Origin of the sequence: Sulfitobacter sp. D7, assembly GCF_003611275.1 — a bacterium.
GTDB lineage: Bacteria > Pseudomonadota > Alphaproteobacteria > Rhodobacterales > Rhodobacteraceae > Sulfitobacter > Sulfitobacter profundi.
The window spans coordinates 1,918,846-1,935,850 of record NZ_CP020694.1 but is presented as its reverse complement, the minus strand read 5'-3'; the positions used below and the strand labels follow the sequence as shown (position 1 = coordinate 1,935,850).

The following is a 17,005-nucleotide window of genomic DNA, read 5'->3' as shown; positions in this document are numbered from 1 at the left end:
TTCACATGACCCGAGCGAAAAGGCAGGGGGCCGAGGCCACGGCGCCACGCTCACTAGGGGCCGATTTACGCGCGATCCGCAAGGGGCGCAGACTGACCCTGACCGATATGGCCGAGGCGTTGGACCGTTCCGTTGGCTGGGTCAGTCAGGTCGAACGCGATATCTCGACCCCCTCCATCTCAGATCTGCGACGCATGGCCGAGATCTTGGACGTGCCGGTCTCTCTGCTCTTTGGCGAAGCGACAGTGACCCCCGAAGAACGCGGCTATGTTGTGCGCGCCGGGGCACGGCGGGCCATGGGAAGTGCGGCCAACGGGTTGACGGAAGAGTTGCTTTCCCCCGATCTGACCGACAGTTTCGAGGTCATCCATTCGACCTTTGCAGCCTATTCGGGGCTGGAGGCGCCCGTCATGCGCGAAACGCAGGAGGTGGGCTTTGTCATCTCGGGCCGGTTGAACCTGAAGATTGCAGAGCGCAGCTTTACCGTCTGCCCCGGCGACAGCTTTCGCATTCGGGGCGAATATTACACTTGGGACAATCCCTACAACGTGCCCGCCGTGGTGGTCTGGGTGATCTCTCCGCCGGTTTACTGAACCTGGCTTTCATCAATTCAAATGGTTTCAAACTGACCGGGGGCGCCTTTGGTCAGCCTTTGGCAGTGCTTGGCGAGAGGAGCTGAACGTGGCTGATTTTCCGACAACGGCACGGGTCGTGATCATCGGGGGCGGCGTGGTTGGGGTCTCGACCCTCTACCACCTTGCCCGCGCGGGTTGGACCGATTGCGTCCTGCTTGAAAAGAACGAACTCACCGCGGGCTCCACTTGGCATGCGGCGGGCAACTGCCCCAATTTCTCGAATTCATGGGCGGTGATGAACATGCAGCGCTACGGGCTAGAGATGTACCGCGGCTTGGGCGAGGCGGTGGGCTATCCGATCAACTACCACGTGACCGGGGCGCTGCGTTTGGCCCATAGCCGTGAGCGGATGCAGGAGTTTGAACATGTCGCCTCCATGGCCCGCGCGCAGGGGCTGGGGATGGAGATGTGCACCCCCGCCGAGCTGAAAGAGCATAATCCGTTCATAGAGCTACATGATCTTGCGGGCGGGTTGTGGGACCCCTTGGATGGGGACATCGACCCGGCACAACTGACCCAAGCCCTTGCCAAAGGCGCGCGGGAGGCAGGGGGGCAAATTCACCGCTTTACCCCCGCCACCGGCATAGATCGCGATGGGGACGAATGGATCGTCCATACCGAAAAGGGCGATATCCGCTGCGAGAAGGTGGTCAACGCCGCCGGCTATTACGCGCAGCGGGTCGGCGAATGGTTCCGCCCCCATGGCGGCCGCCGGGTGCCTGCCGTGGTGATGAGCCATCAGTATTTCCTGACCGAAGAAATCCCCGAGCTGGCCGCATGGACCGCCGAAAAGGGCCACAAAATGCCGATGGTCCGCGATGTGGACAGTTCCTATTACCTGCGGCAAGACAAGAACGGTCTGAACCTCGGTCCCTATGAGCGCAACTGCAAAGCCCATTGGATCACCCCCGACGATCCGATGCCCGAGGATTTCAGCTTTCAGCTCTACCCCGATGATCTGGACCGGCTGGAATGGTATATCGAAGACGCCATGGCGCGGATGCCGCTTTTGGGCCAAAGCGGTGTGGGGCGGGTGATCAACGGGCCGATCCCCTATGCGCCCGATGGCTTGCCGATGCTCGGCCCGATGGCCGGCGTGCCAAATGCCTTTGAGGCGCATAGCTTTACCTTCGGCATCGCGCAGGGCGGCGGCGCGGGCAAGGTCATGGCCGAATGGATCATGGCGGGTGAAACAGAGTGGGACATGTGGGATGTCGACCCGCGCCGCTTCACTGCCCATGCCGATCACGACTTCACCCTCGCCAAGGCTTTAGAGACCTATGGTCATGAATATGCGATGCATTTCCCGCATCACGCATGGCCTGCGGGGCGCGATAAGAAACTGTCGCCGCTGCAAGACCGCCTGCGCGCGGCGGGCGGTCAGATGGGCGCCTACAACGGATGGGAACGGGCGAATTGGTTCGCGAAACCCGGCGATGATACCTCGGAAGAGGCGACCCAGACATGGGACAGGGCTGGCCCATGGGCCGTCCGGGTCCGGGCGGAGGTCGAGGCGGTGCGCGACCATGTCGGCGTGCTGGACCTGCCCGGTTTCTCACGCTTTGCGCTGGCGGGACCGGGCGCTGCGGACTGGCTGCTGGGGCGAATTGCAGGCGCGCTGCCCAAAGTGGGGCGGATGACACTGGGCTATTTCCCCGACAGCCGGGGGCGGGTGCTGACCGAAATGTCGATCCTGCGGCATGCGGAAGATGAATTCACCCTGATCACCGCCGCCCCCGCGCAATGGCATGACTTTGAACTGCTGCGCGATGCGTTGCCCAAAGGGGGGGCGATCAGCCTGACGGATCAAACAGGTCTAGTCTCGACCCTGATCCTCTGTGGCCCGAAATCCCGTGCGCTTTTGGCACCACTGGCTCCCGATGCCGATCTGGCATTGCCGTGGCTCAGCCATCAAAAGGCATCTGTGCAGGGCAAGCCCGCGTTGCTTGCGCGGGTCTGTTTCGCAGGCGAGTTGGGCTGGGAAATCCACGCGGCGCCCTCGGATATGCCCGCGATCTATGATGCGGTCATCGCGGGTGGGGCCGTGCCTTTCGGGATGTTCGCGCTCAATTCCATGCGGCTTGAAAAAGGCTACCGCACCTGGAAAGGCGACCTGTCGCAGGAATACACCCTGTTGGAGGCCGGGTTGGAACGGTTCATCCGGTTGGAGAAACCGCAGGCGTTTCCGGGCAAAGCGGCGCTGGTTGCCGAACGGGCGGCGGGGCCGCAGCGGCGCTTCGTCACGTTGGTCGTTGAGGGCAATCCACAAGACGCGCCAGCGATGGCCACACTGCGCCTGAAGGGCCGGGTTGTGGGCGAAGTGACCAGCGGCGGCTATGGCTACCGCGTCGATGCCTCCATCGCCCTCGGGGTGGTTCAGGCCGAGGCTGCCGTGCCGGGCACGGACCTCACGGTGGAAATCTTTGGCCAGAGTTACCGCGCCACGGTGCAGCCCGACGCGCCGCTTTGGGACAGTGAAAACACCCGCATCCGCGCGCAGGAGGTCTGAAATGGTACAACTGCCTTCCAAAGCCCGCGTCGTCATCATCGGCGGTGGCGTGATCGGCTGTTCGGTCGCGTACCATCTGACAAAGCTCGGCTGGACCGATGTCGTGTTGCTGGAACGCAAACAGCTGACCTCTGGCACCACATGGCACGCGGCAGGGCTGATCGCGCAGCTGCGCGTGACGCAGAACATGACGCGGCTGGCGAAATATTCCCAAGAACTCTACGGCGCGCTTGAGGCGGAAACCGGGGTCGCCACGGGGTTCAAGCGCGTGGGGTCGATCACTGCCGCGCTGACACCTGCGCGGCGCGAGGAAATTCTGCGTCAGGCCGCCATGGCCCGCGCCTTTGGCGTGGAGGTCGAGGAAATCACCCCCGCGGAAGTGCACGCCAAGTATCCCCACGTAGAGACCGAAGGCATGACCGGCGCGGTCTATCTGCCGAAAGACGGGCAGGGCGATCCGGCCAATATTGCACTGGCGTTGGCCAAGGGCGCGCGGGCGCGTGGCGCGATCGTGGCAGAGCGGATCAAGGCCACCGGCGTGGTGCGTGCGGGGCGTAGGGTCACAGCAGTAGATTGGGCCGGGGAGGATGGCAGCGCGGGGCAGATCGAGGCCGAGCATGTCATCAATTGCGCAGGCATGTGGGGGCGGGACGTGGGCCGGATGCTGGGCAGCAACGTGCCGCTGCAAGCTTGTGAGCATTTCTATATCGTCACCGAAGCCATTCCCTCCTTGCGCGAATTGCCGGTGCTGCGTGTCCCCGATGAATATGCCTATTACAAAGAGGATGCGGGCAAAATCCTGCTTGGTGCGTTTGAGCCTGTCGCCAAGCCATGGGCGCTGCAGGGCATCCCCGAGAGTTTCGAGTTTGACCAACTGCCCGAAGATTTCGACCATTTCGAGCCGATCCTTGAGATGGCCGTCAAACGGTTGCCACTGCTGGCGGACGCGGGGATACACACCTTTTTCAATGGTCCCGAAAGTTTCACCCCCGATGATGCCTATCACCTCGGTCAGGCCCCCGAGATGGACAATGTCTGGGTCGCCGCCGGGTTCAACTCTATCGGGATTCAGTCGGCGGGCGGCGCGGGCATGGCGCTGGCGCAATGGATGGAAGACGGGCAAAAACCCTTTGATCTGGGTGACGTGGACATCGCGCGAATGCAGCCGTTTCAGGGCAATAAGACCTATCTGGCGACGCGGTCGACCGAAACGCTGGGCCTGCTCTATGCCGACCACTTTCCCTATCGCCAAAAGGCGACCGCGCGGGGCATCCGGCGCAGCCCGGTGCACGCACATCTGCAGGAGCATGGCGCGGTCATGGGCGAATTTGCGGGCTGGGAACGGGCCAATTGGTTTGCGGATGCCGGCCAAGAGCGTGAATACCGCTACGCTTGGGGGCGGCAGAACTGGTTCGACAATCAAGCCGCCGAACACGCCGCCATCCGCACGGGCGTCGGGCTTTATGATATGTCGTCCTTCGGCAAGATCCGGGTCGAGGGGCCAGAGGCCGAGGCTTTCATGAACCATATCTGCGGTGCGCAGATGGCGGTGCCGGTGGGCAAGATTGTCTATACGCAATTCCTCAACCCTCGGGGCGGGATCGAGGCGGATGTCACCGTGACGCGGCTCAGCGAAACGGCCTATCTCGTCGTCACCCCCGCCGCGACGCGGTTGGCGGATGAAACATGGCTGCGCCGCCATGCGGGCGAGCGCCTTGTTGTGATCACGGATGTGACGGCGGGCGAAGCGGTCCTCGCCATTATGGGGCCAAAGGCGCGGGAGGTTTTACAGGCGATATCCCCCAATGACTTCTCTAACGAGACGCACCCCTTCAGCATGGCGCGGGAGATCGAGATCGGCATGGGGCTCGCCCGGGCGCACCGCGTGTCATACGTGGGCGAACTGGGTTGGGAGCTTTACGTCAGCACTGAAATGGCGGCCCATGTCTTTGAGGTGCTGATCGACGCAGGCGCGGCCTATGGGCTGAAACTCTGCGGGCTGCACGCGATGGACAGTTGTCGGATCGAAAAGGGGTTTCGCCATTTCGGCCATGACATCACCTGCGAGGACCATGTGCTGGAGGCGGGCTTGGGCTTTGCGGTGAAGACCGACAAGCCCGATTTCATTGGCCGCGACGCGGTGTTGCGCAAGAAGGAGGCGGGGCTGACCCTGCGAATGGTGCAATTGCGTCTGACGGACCCGGAGCCGCTGCTGTATCACGCCGAGCCGATCCTGCGGGACGGGCAACTCGCGGGCTATCTCAGTTCGGGCAATTACGGGCATCACTTGGGCGGCGCGGTCGGGCTGGGCTATGTGCCCTGCGAAGGGGAAAGCGTCCCCGACCTGCTGGGCTCGACCTATGAGATCGACGTCGCGGGCCGCCGGATCAAGGCCGAGGCGAGCCTGAAACCGATGTATGATCCCAGCGGGGCGCGCTCGAAAAGCTAGGCCCCGCGCCCGCCCAGAAATCGCGCCCTTCGCAGGCTTATGCCGCCCTCTTTGACATAGATCAAAGCGGTGGTCTCAGCCGCATGCGATCCGTCTCCCAAAGATGAAGGGATTCGGAATATGTTCGATACGCTCAAGTTGATCGTGCTTGCGCTTATAGTGTTTTTTGCAGCACTCGGGGCGGATTGGGCGCGCGATCCGGCTTATATGGTCCATGCCCTGCTGATCATGCTGGTGGCGGCGGGGTTGTTCTTTTGGCAGTTGCGCCGAATGCCTGTTGAGGATGCACGGCCTGCCGTGTCCATGGCGCCGCAGGGCTATATGGATGGTCCGATCCGCTATGGCGTGATTGCCACCGCCTTTTGGGGCGTGGTGGGGTTTCTGGTCGGTACCTTCATCGCCTTTCAGCTCGCCTTTCCGGCCCTCAATATCGAATGGGCGCAGCCCTATGCGAACTTTGGCCGGCTTCGCCCGCTGCACACCAGCGCGGTGATTTTCGCCTTTGGGGGCAATGCCTTGATCGCCACGTCGTTCTACATCGTGCAGCGCACCTCTTCGGCGCGGCTCTGGGGTGGGAACGCGGCGTGGTTCGTCTTTTGGGGCTATCAGCTTTTCATCGTGCTGGCGGCGACAGGCTATTTGCTGGGGGCCACCCAGTCCAAGGAATATGCCGAGCCGGAGTGGTACGTCGACATCTGGCTGACCATCGTTTGGCTAACCTACCTCGCCGTATTCTTCGGCACGATCCTGAAGCGGCGCGAGCGTCATATCTATGTCGCCAATTGGTTCTTTCTGGCCTTCATCATCACCGTGGCGATGCTGCATGTGGTCAACAACCTCGCCATCCCGGTGTCGATCTGGGGCTCGAAATCGGTGCAGGTCTTTGCGGGCGTGCAGGATGCCATGACGCAGTGGTGGTATGGCCATAACGCGGTGGGTTTCTTCCTGACAGCCGGTTTCCTTGGGATGATGTATTACTTCGTGCCAAAGCAGGCTGGCCGCCCGGTCTATAGCTACAAGCTGTCGATCATCCACTTCTGGGCGCTGATCTTTCTTTATATCTGGGCTGGGCCGCATCACCTGCATTACACCGCTTTGCCCGATTGGGCGGCGACACTGGGGATGGTGTTTTCGATCATCCTGTGGATGCCCAGTTGGGGCGGGATGATCAACGGTCTGATGACGCTCGAAGGCGCGTGGGACAAGATCCGCACCGATCCGATCATCCGCATGTTCGTCGCCTCGCTCGCCTTTTACGGCATGTCGACCTTTGAAGGGCCGATGATGTCGATCCGCGCGGTAAACTCGCTGAGCCACTACACCGACTGGACCATCGGCCATGTGCATTCCGGCGCGCTTGGATGGAACGGGCTGATCACCTTTGGCGCGCTTTACTTCCTGACGCCACGGCTCTGGGGTAGGGCGCAGATGCACTCCATGGCGGCGATCAACCTGCACTTCTGGCTCGCGACCCTTGGCATCGTTCTCTACGCGGCGTCGATGTGGGTCTCAGGCATTATGGAGGGGCTGATGTGGCGTGAGGTCGATGCCAATGGCTTCCTCGTCAACAGCTTTGCCGACACCGTCGATGCCAAATTCCTGATGTATGTGGTCCGAGGTCTGGGCGGGGTGCTCTACCTCGCGGGCGGTGCAGTGATGGTCTGGAACATGTGGATGACCATCCGCGCCCCGCAAGCCCGCCCCGTCACCGTCGCCCTGCCAGCGGAGTAAGATCAATGGCCAAGAACCCCCACAGCCCGAACTATGACCCCGCTGACGATCCCAAGGTCGTAACCGCCAGCGAAGGCGTGAAAACGGGCAAAATCCCCAACGAACTGCCGCCCGAGACGCAGACGATCACCTTTCACCAGCGGTTCGAGCGCAATGCGACCCTGCTGCTGATTGCCTCGCTCGGGGTGGTCAGCATCGGCGGGATCGTTGAAATCGCGCCGCTCTTTTGGCTGGAGAATACCATCGAAGAGGTCGACGGCATGCGCCCCTATTCGCCGCTGGAACTGGCGGGGCGGGAAATCTATGTGCGCGAGGGCTGCTATGTCTGCCACAGCCAGATGATCCGCCCGATGCGCGACGAGACCGAACGCTATGGCCACTACAGCCTTGCCGCGGAATCGATGTACGACCACCCGTTCCAATGGGGCTCTAAACGCACCGGGCCGGATCTGGCGCGGGTCGGCGGGCGCTATTCGGATGAGTGGCATGTCGATCACCTGATGGACCCGCAGTCGGTCGTGCCGGAAAGCGTGATGCCGAAATACGCTTTTCTCATGGATGCCAAGCTTGAGCCTGAGGATGTGACCGATCTGGTGGCGACCCACCGGACGGTCGGCGTGCCCTATAGCGATGAGATGATCGCGAATGTCAGCGGCGATTTCCGGGTGCAGGCCGATCCCATGGGGGACTACGACGGGCTGCTGCAACGCTACCCCGGCGCGCAGGTGCGCAGCTTCGACGGGCAGCCGGGCATCAGCGAAATGGATGGCCTGATCGCCTATCTGCAAATGCTCGGAACGCTGGTCGATTTCTCGACCTTCGTGCCCGACGCCACCCGCTGAGGAGCCTGCCATGGACACCTATTCTTTCCTGCGCGAACTGGCAGACAGCTGGGCGCTTCTGATCCTGACGTTGATCTTTCTCGGGGTCATTGGTTGGGCCTTCCGCCCCGGCGCGCGCGCCCTGCACGACGATGCCGCCGCCGTCCCATTTCGCAACGAAGAGCCTGACCAAGCCCGCCATGACGGAGCCCAGCCATGACCGACAATCGCAAGATCGACCCCGCCACCGGGACCGAGACCACAGGCCACAGTTGGGACGGGATCGAAGAGCTGAACACGCCCCTGCCGCGCTGGTGGCTCTGGACCTTTTACGCCACCGTCGTCTGGGGCGTGATCTATACCATCCTCTATCCCGCATGGCCGATGGTCTCGGGTGCTACGGCGGGGCTTTTGGGCTATTCCACCCGCGGTGAAGTCGCCGCCGAGATCGCCCGCGTGGACCTGTCGAACGCCGATCTGACGCAGAGCCTCGTGACCGTCGATCTGGCGGTGCTGAAGGACAACGAAGAACTGCACCGTTTCGCGACGCAGGCCGGGCGCTCGGTCTTTGCCGCCAATTGCTCGCAATGCCACGGCGCGGGGGCGGGGGGTGTCGTGGCCTCGGGCTACCCCAACCTTTTGGACGACGATTGGCTCTGGGGCGGCACGATGGAGGATATCGCCTATACAGTGCGCCACGGTATCCGTAACGAAGATGACCCCGACGCGCGCTTCTCTGAAATGCCGCCCTTTGACTGGATGGAAGAGGCCGATCTCGACGCCACCGTGCATTTCGTTCGCAGCCTGTCGGGGCTTGAGCATGACGCGGGCGCGGCGCGGGCGGGAGCGGAAGTCTTTGCCGACAACTGTAGCGCTTGCCATGGGGAACGCGGCCTTGGCGACCGTGAGATGGGCGCGCCGAACCTTGCCGATGCGATCTGGCTGCGCGGCGGCAGCCATGATGCGATCCTGCGGCAACTCAAAACGCCGCGCATGGGGGTGATGCCGCCGTGGCAGGCCCGTCTGGGCGAGGCCGAGGTGCGCGCTGTGACCGCCTATGTCCACGGTCTGGGCGGGGGCGAGGCTGCGGTCGATGCCGAGGGTGCAGCCGCCGATTGAGTAGGTATGACAAAATGATCTGCGGATTGATGCAGATCAAAACGGCCTGCGCCCCGCGGGTGTAGGCCGCAAGACGTAACCCCCGGAGCATACCGCCGATGTCCAACGCCGCCCCCCCGCTTTTTGCCGCACGAGAGCCGATTTTTCCCCGCCGGGTGAGCGGCTTCTTTCGCCGGTTAAAATGGGTGATCCTGATCCTCACGCTGGGGGTCTATTACGTCACCCCGTGGATTCGCTGGGACAGGGGGCCGAACCTGCCGGACCAAGCGGTTCTGGTTGATCTCGCCAACCGGCGCTTCCATTTCTTCTGGATCGAGATTTGGCCGCATGAGTTTTACTTTGTGGCCGGGTTGCTGATCATGGCGGGGCTGGGCTTGTTCTTGTTCACCTCCGCTCTGGGTCGGGTCTGGTGCGGCTATGCCTGCCCGCAAACCGTCTGGTCCGATCTCTTCATGACCGTCGAACGCTGGATCGAGGGCGACCGCAACGCCCGTATTCGTTTGCACAACGCGCCGTGGAGCCTGCGCAAGGCGCGGCTGCGGGGGGCGAAATGGCTGGTCTGGCTACTGATCGCGGTGGCCACGGGCGGGGCGTGGGTCTTTTACTTTGCCGATGCGCCCAGTCTGGCGCGCGACCTAGTGACCCTGCAAGCCGCCCCCGTCGCCTATGCCACCATTGCCGTGCTGACCGCCACGACTTTTATCTTTGGCGGCTTCATGCGCGAACAGGTCTGCATCTACATGTGCCCTTGGCCCCGCATTCAAGGCGCGATGATGGACCCCGGCACGCTGACCGTCGGCTACCGCAAATGGCGGGGGGAGCCGCGCGGCAAGGGCGGGGTAAAGCGCCAGAAAGCGGCGGCAGAGGCGATCGGCAGCGGCAATGCGGTGGCGCGCTACGGCGCGGCGCTGGACAAAAACACCGCAGGCGACCGCCAATCGCGGGATGGAGAGGTCTTGGGCGATTGCATCGATTGCAACGCCTGTGTCGCGGTCTGCCCGATGGGGATCGACATCCGCGAAGGCCAGCAGATGGAATGTATCACCTGCGCGCTCTGCATCGACGCCTGCGACGATGTGATGGCCAAGATCGGCCGCCCGCGCGGGCTGATCGACTACCTCGCGTTGGATGATGAGCCGCCTACTGCGCCCAAGGCGAGCGCCGCCGTGGCGGGACTTGGCGAAGCCCCGGCGGGGGATGTCGCCGGGGCCATCCAGCCTCCGTGGCAGCCCAAGCCGCTTTGGCAGCATGTCTTCCGCCCTCGGACGCTCATCTACACCGCCGCGTGGGCCACCATCGGTGTGGCGCTTGTCGTGGCCCTGTTCATCCGGCCCGAGATCGACATGACCATCGCCCCGGTGCGCAACCCGACCTTCGTTACCCTGTCGGATGGATCGATCCGCAACGCCTATGACATCCGTCTGCGCAACAAACATGGGGAGGCGCGGGCGTTCCGGCTGTCTCTCGCGGGGGACCATGGCTTGGGCCTCAGCATCGAGGGGGCGCCTGATCCGGTGGTTGCTGTGCCCGCCGACACCACCCGCCTGCAACGGGTCTATGTGATCGCCCCGCCGCAGACCGAAGTCGCCGCAGCGCCGCGCAGCGGTCTGCGTTTTTGGGTCGAAGATATCCGCTCAGGCGAGCGGGCCTTTGGCGATACGATTTTCAATGGAAAGGACAGCCAATGACCGCAGCAGAGTTGCAAAGGCAACGCCCCCTCACAGGCTGGCATGTGCTGGCGATCTTCGTGGGCGGCTTTTCGATCATCATCGCGGTGAACCTCGCGCTTGCGTTCAACGCGGTGCGCACCTTTCCGGGCAAGGAAACCGAGTCGAGCTACATCGCCTCGCAGAATTTCGACACGGACCGCGCGGCGCAAGAGGCTTTGGGCTGGATGGTTGAAACAAATCTGACCGCCACCGCGCTGCGCTTGGCGGTGCAGGACGCTGGAGAGGCGGTGGTACGGCCCGAGATCATCGCGGCGACACTGGGCCGTGCGACCACTGTGGCGGACGACATGACGCCTGCCTTCGCGTGGGATGGCCATGCATGGGTGGCCCCGGTCACCGCAGGCGCTGGCAACTGGAACCTCCGGATCGAGATGCGCGCCGCCGATGGCACGCTCTTTCGCCGCCGCATTTCGTTGCGGGTGACCCCATGACCGTTGCCGCCTGTCCGGGCTGTGTCGCAGCCGCCCCCTCGGCCGAGGCCGCAGCGCAGCGGGTTGCGGAGAACGACAAGGCACTTCACCTCGCCTTGCCACAGATCCGCTGCGCGGCCTGCATTGCGGGGGTCGAGGGGGTCTTGGTCCGAATGCCCTCAGTCAAAACCGCGCGGGTGAACCTTGGGGCCAAGCGGGTGCGGATCGTCCTGATGCCCGGATATGACGCCAGCGCGGCGCTTCAGGCGTTGAACGAGGCGGGCTTTGAGGCACATGAGTTGGATGCGACCGCCCTGCGCCCGGCGGGGGATGACACAGGCCGCCGTCTGCTGGCCCGTGCCGCCGTCGCGGGCTTTGCCATGATGAACGTGATGGCGGTTTCCGTCGCGGTCTGGTCCGGGGCGGGCGAAATAACGCGAGAGATGTTTCACTGGGTTTCCGCGGCCATCGCGCTGCCTGCTCTGGCCTTCTCCGCGGTGCCGTTCTTTGCCTCGGCAGGGGTCGCCCTAAGGGCCGGGCGGATGAACATGGACGTGCCGATTGCGCTGGCGATCCTGCTGGCGGCGGCCACCTCACTTTATGAAACTTTTGCCGCCACGGGGGCGCATACATGGTTCGACGCGGCGCTGTCGCTGACCTTTTTCCTGCTGGTGGGCCGCTACCTTGAGCACCGCGCAAGGGCGACGGCGCGCTCTGCCGCGGCGGAATTGACGGCGCTGGAACTGCCGCGCGCCACCCGTCTGACCGCAAAGGGCCGTGAGACGGTGGAGGTGAGCGCCTTGATGCCCGACGACCGCATCGCCCTTGCCGCCGGGGCCCGCGCGCCGGTGGACGGCATGGCCTTGGGGGCCGCGATGGTGGACCGCTCCGCCCTGACCGGAGAGGCCGACCCCGTTGCCGTAGCGGCGGGCGGGGCGATCTGTGCGGGCGAGGTGATCCTCGGCGCGCCGCTGAACCTGCGCGTCACCCGCCGCGCCGAGGACAGCACCCTGCGCCGTTTGGCGGCTCTGGTCGAAGTGGCTGAGACCGGCAAGCACCGCTACAGCGGGATCGCGGACCGCGCGGCGCGGCTTTATGCGCCGGTGGTGCATGGGCTGGCGGCGGCGGCTTTCGTCGCCTGGTGGGGGCTGACGGGGGAACTCTATCAGGCAATCGCGGTGGCCACGGCGACGCTGATCATCACTTGCCCCTGCGCCTTGGCACTGGCCATTCCAGCGGTGACGGCGGCGATGACGGGGCGTTTATTCCGCGCGGGCGTGCTGCTGAAATCCCCCACGGCGCTGGAGCGTTTGGCCGAGATCGACACGGTTCTGTTCGACAAGACCGGGACGCTGACTGAAGGCGTGGCGCGTCTGCCCGCTATTGATGCGCGCGCGGCTTCGGTGGCACTTGCCCTCGCGCAGGCGTCGGACCATCCGGCGTCACGCGCCCTGGCGGCGGCGCTGCAGGGTCATATGCCCGGCGAGTTGCGCGAATTGAGAGAGGTGCCGGGGCAGGGGATCAACGGTCTGTGGAACGGCGCGCCGGTTTCCTTGCGCCGGGGGCAGGATGGGCCAGAGCTGCAACTGCCAGACCGTTGCATCCCCCTGCCGCTGATTGAAACACCCCGCGCCGGTGCCGCAGAAGCGGTCAGCGCGCTGCAAGAGCGGGGGCTGGAGGTTGCCATGGTCACCGGCGATACCGCGCAGCGGGCGGCTATCTTGGCCCGAACATTGGGCATTGCAACGGTCCATGCCGCCGTCCGGCCTGAGGATAAGGCCGATCTGGTCCGCGATATGGCTGCGCAGGGCAGGCGGGTGATGATGGTGGGCGATGGGCTGAATGACACAGCGGCTCTTGCGGGGGCCCATGCGTCCCTTGCCCCGGCCACGGCACTGGATGCGGCGCGGGTCGCCTCGGACGGGGTGATGCTGGGCGGTGATCTATCTGCGGTGGAGGATACGTTGCGTCTGGCGCGGCGGGCGCGCAGCCGCATCCGGCAGAACTTGGCCTTGGCCGCGGCCTACAATGCGGTTGCGATCCCGGTGGCGGTCATGGGCTTTGCCACCCCGCTGATGGCGGCGGCGGTGATGTCGTCCTCCTCTATCCTCGTGGTTTTGAATGCGGTGCGCCGATGAATATCCTGATCGTTCTGATCCCCGTCTCCATCTGCCTTGGCGCGGCCGGTCTTGCGGCCTGTCTTTGGACGCTGCGCAATGGGCAATACGATGATCTGGAAGGCGACGCCGCGCGGATTTTGCTGGAGAATGGGGAGGTGCCCAATGGCGAGGACCGACAGAACCCTAGGCCGGACAAAACGGCCTGAAGCGCAAAGGGTGGGCCGAAACCCGCGCTTTTGGTTCTGTGGCAGATTGCTTTCAGTCAGCGGCCTGCGAGGCCGAGATCAGCGCGTCCATGTCCTTGATCAGGACCGTCTGAGAGGTTTCAAGCGCGATGATATTCTGTTTGCGCAGGCGGGTCAGGGTGCGGCTGACGGTTTCGATTGTCAGGCCCAGAAAATCGGCGATGTCGCCGCGTGTCATGGGCAGGGCGCAGGTGGTGTGATTGCCGATCGGCCGCCCGTTGCGCTCCGCCAGCGTGATCAGAAAGGACGCGAGTTTTTCCATTGCGGATTTGCGGGCCAGCATCATGAAGTGATCCTGCATCGCCGAGATCTCACGCAGGGCGGCGTTCAACAGCCGCTTATGCGTGTCGTTGTCTCCGCCGAAATCGTCGAGCGAATGGCGGCGGTGTGCGATCACCTCCGCCGCCTCGATCGCCTCGCAATCGCTGTGATGTAGCGCGCCATTGGGAAAGCCGATGATATCGCCCGGCAGGCCGAAGGCGATGACCTGCCGCCGCCCGTTGCCCAGCACGCGGGTCAGACGAAAGACACCCGAGGTGATCTCATAGATATGATGGGCGATGTCGCCTTCGCGAAACAGATGCGTCCCGACCGCCTGCCGCTTGCGAGGCGTCTGCGCGGCGGGGGCGCGGGGGCAAAGCTGTATCTCTGGCACTTTGACTGCGGGAGTGAACTCGTTTGATAGCGTCACGTACATGCGATCGTCCTTTCTGGGGCGCGGTCACATTCTCAGGTGTATGTCGCAGCAAGACCTGCGGTGTTGTATCCGTTTGTAACGCTTTGTCGCAGGGGGTGGTGCTGCGGGTGGTGCTCGCTTGGGTTGCGGACTATACAAGCGCAGCTTTTGTGAGTGATGGCCGTGACCGCGAAAAAAATCCTTGTTGTTGATGACGATGCCAAGATCCGAACGCTTCTGAGGCGCTGCCTTGAGAGCGATGGCTACCTTGTGACCGAGGCGCATAACGCGCAAAGCGTGCAAGCGGCCTTTGCGGCGGAAGCCTTTGATCTGGTGACCTTGGATCTCAACCTCGGCGCCGAAGACGGGCTGGACATCGCGCGTGAGCTGCAGCGCGACCATGACGTGCCGATCTTCATGGTGACGGGCAAAGACGATGTGATCGACCGGGTTGTCGGGCTGGAACTGGGCGCGGATGACTATCTGACCAAACCGTTCCATGTGCGAGAAGTTTTGGCCCGTGTGAAATCGGTTCTGCGGCGCAGTGGCAAACGCGAGGCGGGCGCGCCTGCGCCGCAAAGCGACGACCCGTGGCTCGCGCTCGATGGGTTGAAGATCAACCTCGACCGGATGCTGCTGCTGGGCCGTGACGGGCAGGAGGGTGATCTGACCACGGCTGATTTCAAACTCTTGGCCGCCTTTCTAACCCACGCGAAGAAACCGCTGTCGCGCGACCGGCTGATGGATCTGACCGACGGGCAGAACTGGGCGCCTTTGGACCGGACAATCGACAACCAAGTGGCGCGGCTGCGCAAAAAGGTCGAGCGTGATCCGGCCCGTCCACTGTTGATCAAGACGGTGCGCGGGGTCGGCTATGTGCTGACAGAAAGCCCTGCCGAAAGCGCGGATTAATCTTGCAGCAGGCTGCGGAATGCCTCGGCCAAATCCGCCTGTCTGTAGGGTTTGCGCAGGATGGCGAAGGCATGGGTCTCCTCCTCTCCGCGCAGGACGTTTTCGGAAAAGCCTGAGGTGATCAATATCCGCAGGTGGGGCATGTCTTGCGCGACCCGTTTGGCCAAGGCATGGCCCGAAAGTTCGCCGGGCATCACCAGATCGGTAAAGACCACATCGATGTCGTCGCGCCGTTGCAGGATGTCCCAAGCGGCATCGCCAGTCGTTGCCGTAACGCAGTCGAATCCCAGCGTTCTCAGCCGGGTTTCGGACAAACGCAGCACCATCGGATCATCCTCAACCAGCAGCACGCGTAGGCCAGTGCCGATGGCGGCGTGCCGCTCGGGGTCCTCACTCAATACGAGGCGCGCCCGTGCGCTGTCTTTAAGCGCCGGAAAATAGAGGCTGATCGTCGTGCCTTTGCCCAATTCGCTGTAAATCGCGATATGCCCGCCGGATTGCTTGATGAAGCCGTAAACCATCGACAGGCCCAGCCCCGTGCCCTGACCAACCGGCTTGGTCGAAAAGAACGGCTCCATCGCGCGGGTGCGGGTTTCGGGGGACATGCCTGCGCCCGTATCGGCGATCGACAGGCGGATGTAGTTGCCCATGTCGATGCCGATCTCTTGTGCGACATAGGTGTCATCAAGCTGCATGTTGCGGGTTTCCAAGGTGATCTTACCGCCCGAGGGCATGGCATCTTGGGCATTGAGGGCGATGTTCAAGACGGCGGTTTGGAGTTGGGTGGCGTCCACCTTGGCCTGCCAGAGGTCCTCGGCAAAGGCCGTCTCGACCGCGATATGGCCATGGATGGTACGCTTGAGCATCGCCACGGCCTTGGAGACTTCGGCGTTGAGGTCGATCACCGCGGCGTTCAGCGTGCTTTTGCGGGCAAAGACCATCAGACGAGAAGTCAGGTCCGCCCCGATCTCTGCGGCTTCAAGCGCGTCGGAAATCAATGCGCCGCTTTTGGCAGAGGTTTCCGACATTTCCAGCAGTTCCAGATTGCCAATCACCACCGTCAGCAGGTTGTTGAAATCATGGGCGATGCCACCGGTCATCTGGCCGATGGCGTCCATGCGTTGCGAGCGGGCGGTGGCCTCTTCGGCGGCCTTTCTGCGCGACAGATCGTGCATGATGCCGACAAAGGCGACCTCGCCAGAGATATCCGCACGGCCCACGGAAAGATGCAGCGGGAAAACACTGCCGTTGGCGCGCAGCCCTTCGACATCGCGGCCCACGCCGATGATGCGTTTCTCGCCGGTATCAAGGTGGTGGCGCAGGAAGCCGTCGTGTTGAACGGCCATATCCCCCGGCATCAACATACGCACGTTTCTCCCCACCAACGCCTCGACCGAATGGCCAAAAAGCGCCGCCGCGGCCTTGTTCACCCGCAGGATATTGCCCGCGCGATCCGCCACCACCATGGCGTCAACGGCGGCGTCCAGAAGGGCCAGCAGAACGGGGCTTTCATCGTTGATTTTCATGCGCGGGGTCCGTTTGTGGGGAGGCGGGGCAGGGCATGCGATAGCGCGGCTAAGGGCTTGGGCGCAATGGAGGGGGTGACGCTCAGGGCCGCGGCGGGTGCCTGCCCCCAGATCTCCATTAC

The 17,005-nt window shown here is 63.5% G+C and carries 14 protein-coding genes; 12 read left to right on the top strand and 2 right to left on the bottom strand.

Annotated elements, in window-relative coordinates; genetic code table 11:
- Nucleotides 1-5: 5 nt before the first annotated feature.
- The 11 genes from B5M07_RS09380 (at nt 6) to ccoS (ending at nt 13,730) form a co-directional block, all read left to right on the top strand.
- Entirely contained in the window at nt 6-593 is a 588-nt protein-coding gene (locus tag B5M07_RS09380; RefSeq protein ID WP_120351109.1) for a helix-turn-helix domain-containing protein, read from the top strand.
- A gap of 88 nt (nt 594-681) precedes the next feature.
- Nucleotides 682-3,144: a GcvT family protein gene (locus B5M07_RS09375; protein WP_120351108.1), complete on the top strand. Its 2,463-nt coding sequence runs from the start codon at nt 682-684 to the stop codon at nt 3,142-3,144.
- Nucleotide 3,145: 1 nt separating this feature from the next.
- Nucleotides 3,146-5,593, top strand: a complete 2,448-nt coding sequence (locus B5M07_RS09370; protein WP_120351107.1) for a GcvT family protein — start codon at nt 3,146-3,148, stop codon at nt 5,591-5,593.
- A 120-nt stretch (nt 5,594-5,713) separates the two neighbouring features.
- Nucleotides 5,714-7,324: a cytochrome-c oxidase, cbb3-type subunit I gene (ccoN, locus tag B5M07_RS09365; protein WP_120351106.1), complete on the top strand. Its 1,611-nt coding sequence runs from the start codon at nt 5,714-5,716 to the stop codon at nt 7,322-7,324.
- Between the two features lie 5 nt (nt 7,325-7,329).
- On the top strand, nt 7,330-8,166 hold the full coding sequence (gene ccoO / locus B5M07_RS09360) for a cytochrome-c oxidase, cbb3-type subunit II (protein WP_205570854.1): 837 nt from the start codon (nt 7,330-7,332) through the stop codon (nt 8,164-8,166).
- A gap of 10 nt (nt 8,167-8,176) precedes the next feature.
- Nucleotides 8,177-8,365 carry a cbb3-type cytochrome c oxidase subunit 3 gene (locus B5M07_RS09355; RefSeq protein ID WP_120351105.1) on the top strand — a complete coding sequence of 63 codons (189 nt, stop codon included), beginning with the start codon at nt 8,177-8,179 and terminating at the stop codon, nt 8,363-8,365.
- Nucleotides 8,362-9,264 (top strand): cytochrome-c oxidase, cbb3-type subunit III, encoded by a 903-nt coding sequence (ccoP, locus tag B5M07_RS09350; protein ID WP_120351104.1) that lies wholly within the window; start codon nt 8,362-8,364, stop codon nt 9,262-9,264. The genes B5M07_RS09355 and ccoP overlap by 4 nt, the downstream gene beginning before the upstream one ends.
- 98 nt (nt 9,265-9,362) lie before the next feature.
- Nucleotides 9,363-10,952 carry a cytochrome c oxidase accessory protein CcoG gene (ccoG, locus tag B5M07_RS09345; RefSeq protein ID WP_120351103.1) on the top strand — a complete coding sequence of 530 codons (1,590 nt, stop codon included), beginning with the start codon at nt 9,363-9,365 and terminating at the stop codon, nt 10,950-10,952.
- Nucleotides 10,949-11,425 (top strand): FixH family protein, encoded by a 477-nt coding sequence (locus B5M07_RS09340; protein WP_120351102.1) that lies wholly within the window; start codon nt 10,949-10,951, stop codon nt 11,423-11,425. The genes ccoG and B5M07_RS09340 overlap by 4 nt, the downstream gene beginning before the upstream one ends.
- Nucleotides 11,422-13,542, top strand: a complete 2,121-nt coding sequence (locus tag B5M07_RS09335) for a heavy metal translocating P-type ATPase (protein WP_120351101.1) — start codon at nt 11,422-11,424, stop codon at nt 13,540-13,542. Before B5M07_RS09340 ends, B5M07_RS09335 begins: the two co-directional genes overlap by 4 nt.
- Nucleotides 13,539-13,730: a cbb3-type cytochrome oxidase assembly protein CcoS gene (gene ccoS / locus B5M07_RS09330; RefSeq protein WP_067628064.1), complete on the top strand. Its 192-nt coding sequence runs from the start codon at nt 13,539-13,541 to the stop codon at nt 13,728-13,730. Before B5M07_RS09335 ends, ccoS begins: the two co-directional genes overlap by 4 nt.
- A gap of 52 nt (nt 13,731-13,782) precedes the next feature.
- Here the strand turns inward: ccoS and B5M07_RS09325 are convergent, their stop codons facing one another.
- The gene (locus tag B5M07_RS09325; protein WP_120351100.1) at nt 13,783-14,466 is read right to left on the bottom strand and encodes a helix-turn-helix domain-containing protein; all 684 of its coding nucleotides are present in this window, start codon (nt 14,464-14,466) and stop codon (nt 13,783-13,785) included.
- A 156-nt stretch (nt 14,467-14,622) separates the two neighbouring features.
- On the opposite strand from B5M07_RS09325, the gene B5M07_RS09320 reads away from it, so the two are divergent.
- Nucleotides 14,623-15,357, top strand: a complete 735-nt coding sequence (locus B5M07_RS09320) for a response regulator (protein ID WP_205570929.1) — start codon at nt 14,623-14,625, stop codon at nt 15,355-15,357.
- Here B5M07_RS09320 and B5M07_RS09315 read toward each other — a convergent pair.
- On the bottom strand, nt 15,354-16,883 hold the full coding sequence (locus B5M07_RS09315; RefSeq protein ID WP_120351099.1) for a PAS domain S-box protein: 1,530 nt from the start codon (nt 16,881-16,883) through the stop codon (nt 15,354-15,356). The two genes, B5M07_RS09320 and B5M07_RS09315, sit on opposite strands and share 4 nt — an antisense overlap.
- Nucleotides 16,884-17,005 lie beyond the last annotated feature (122 nt).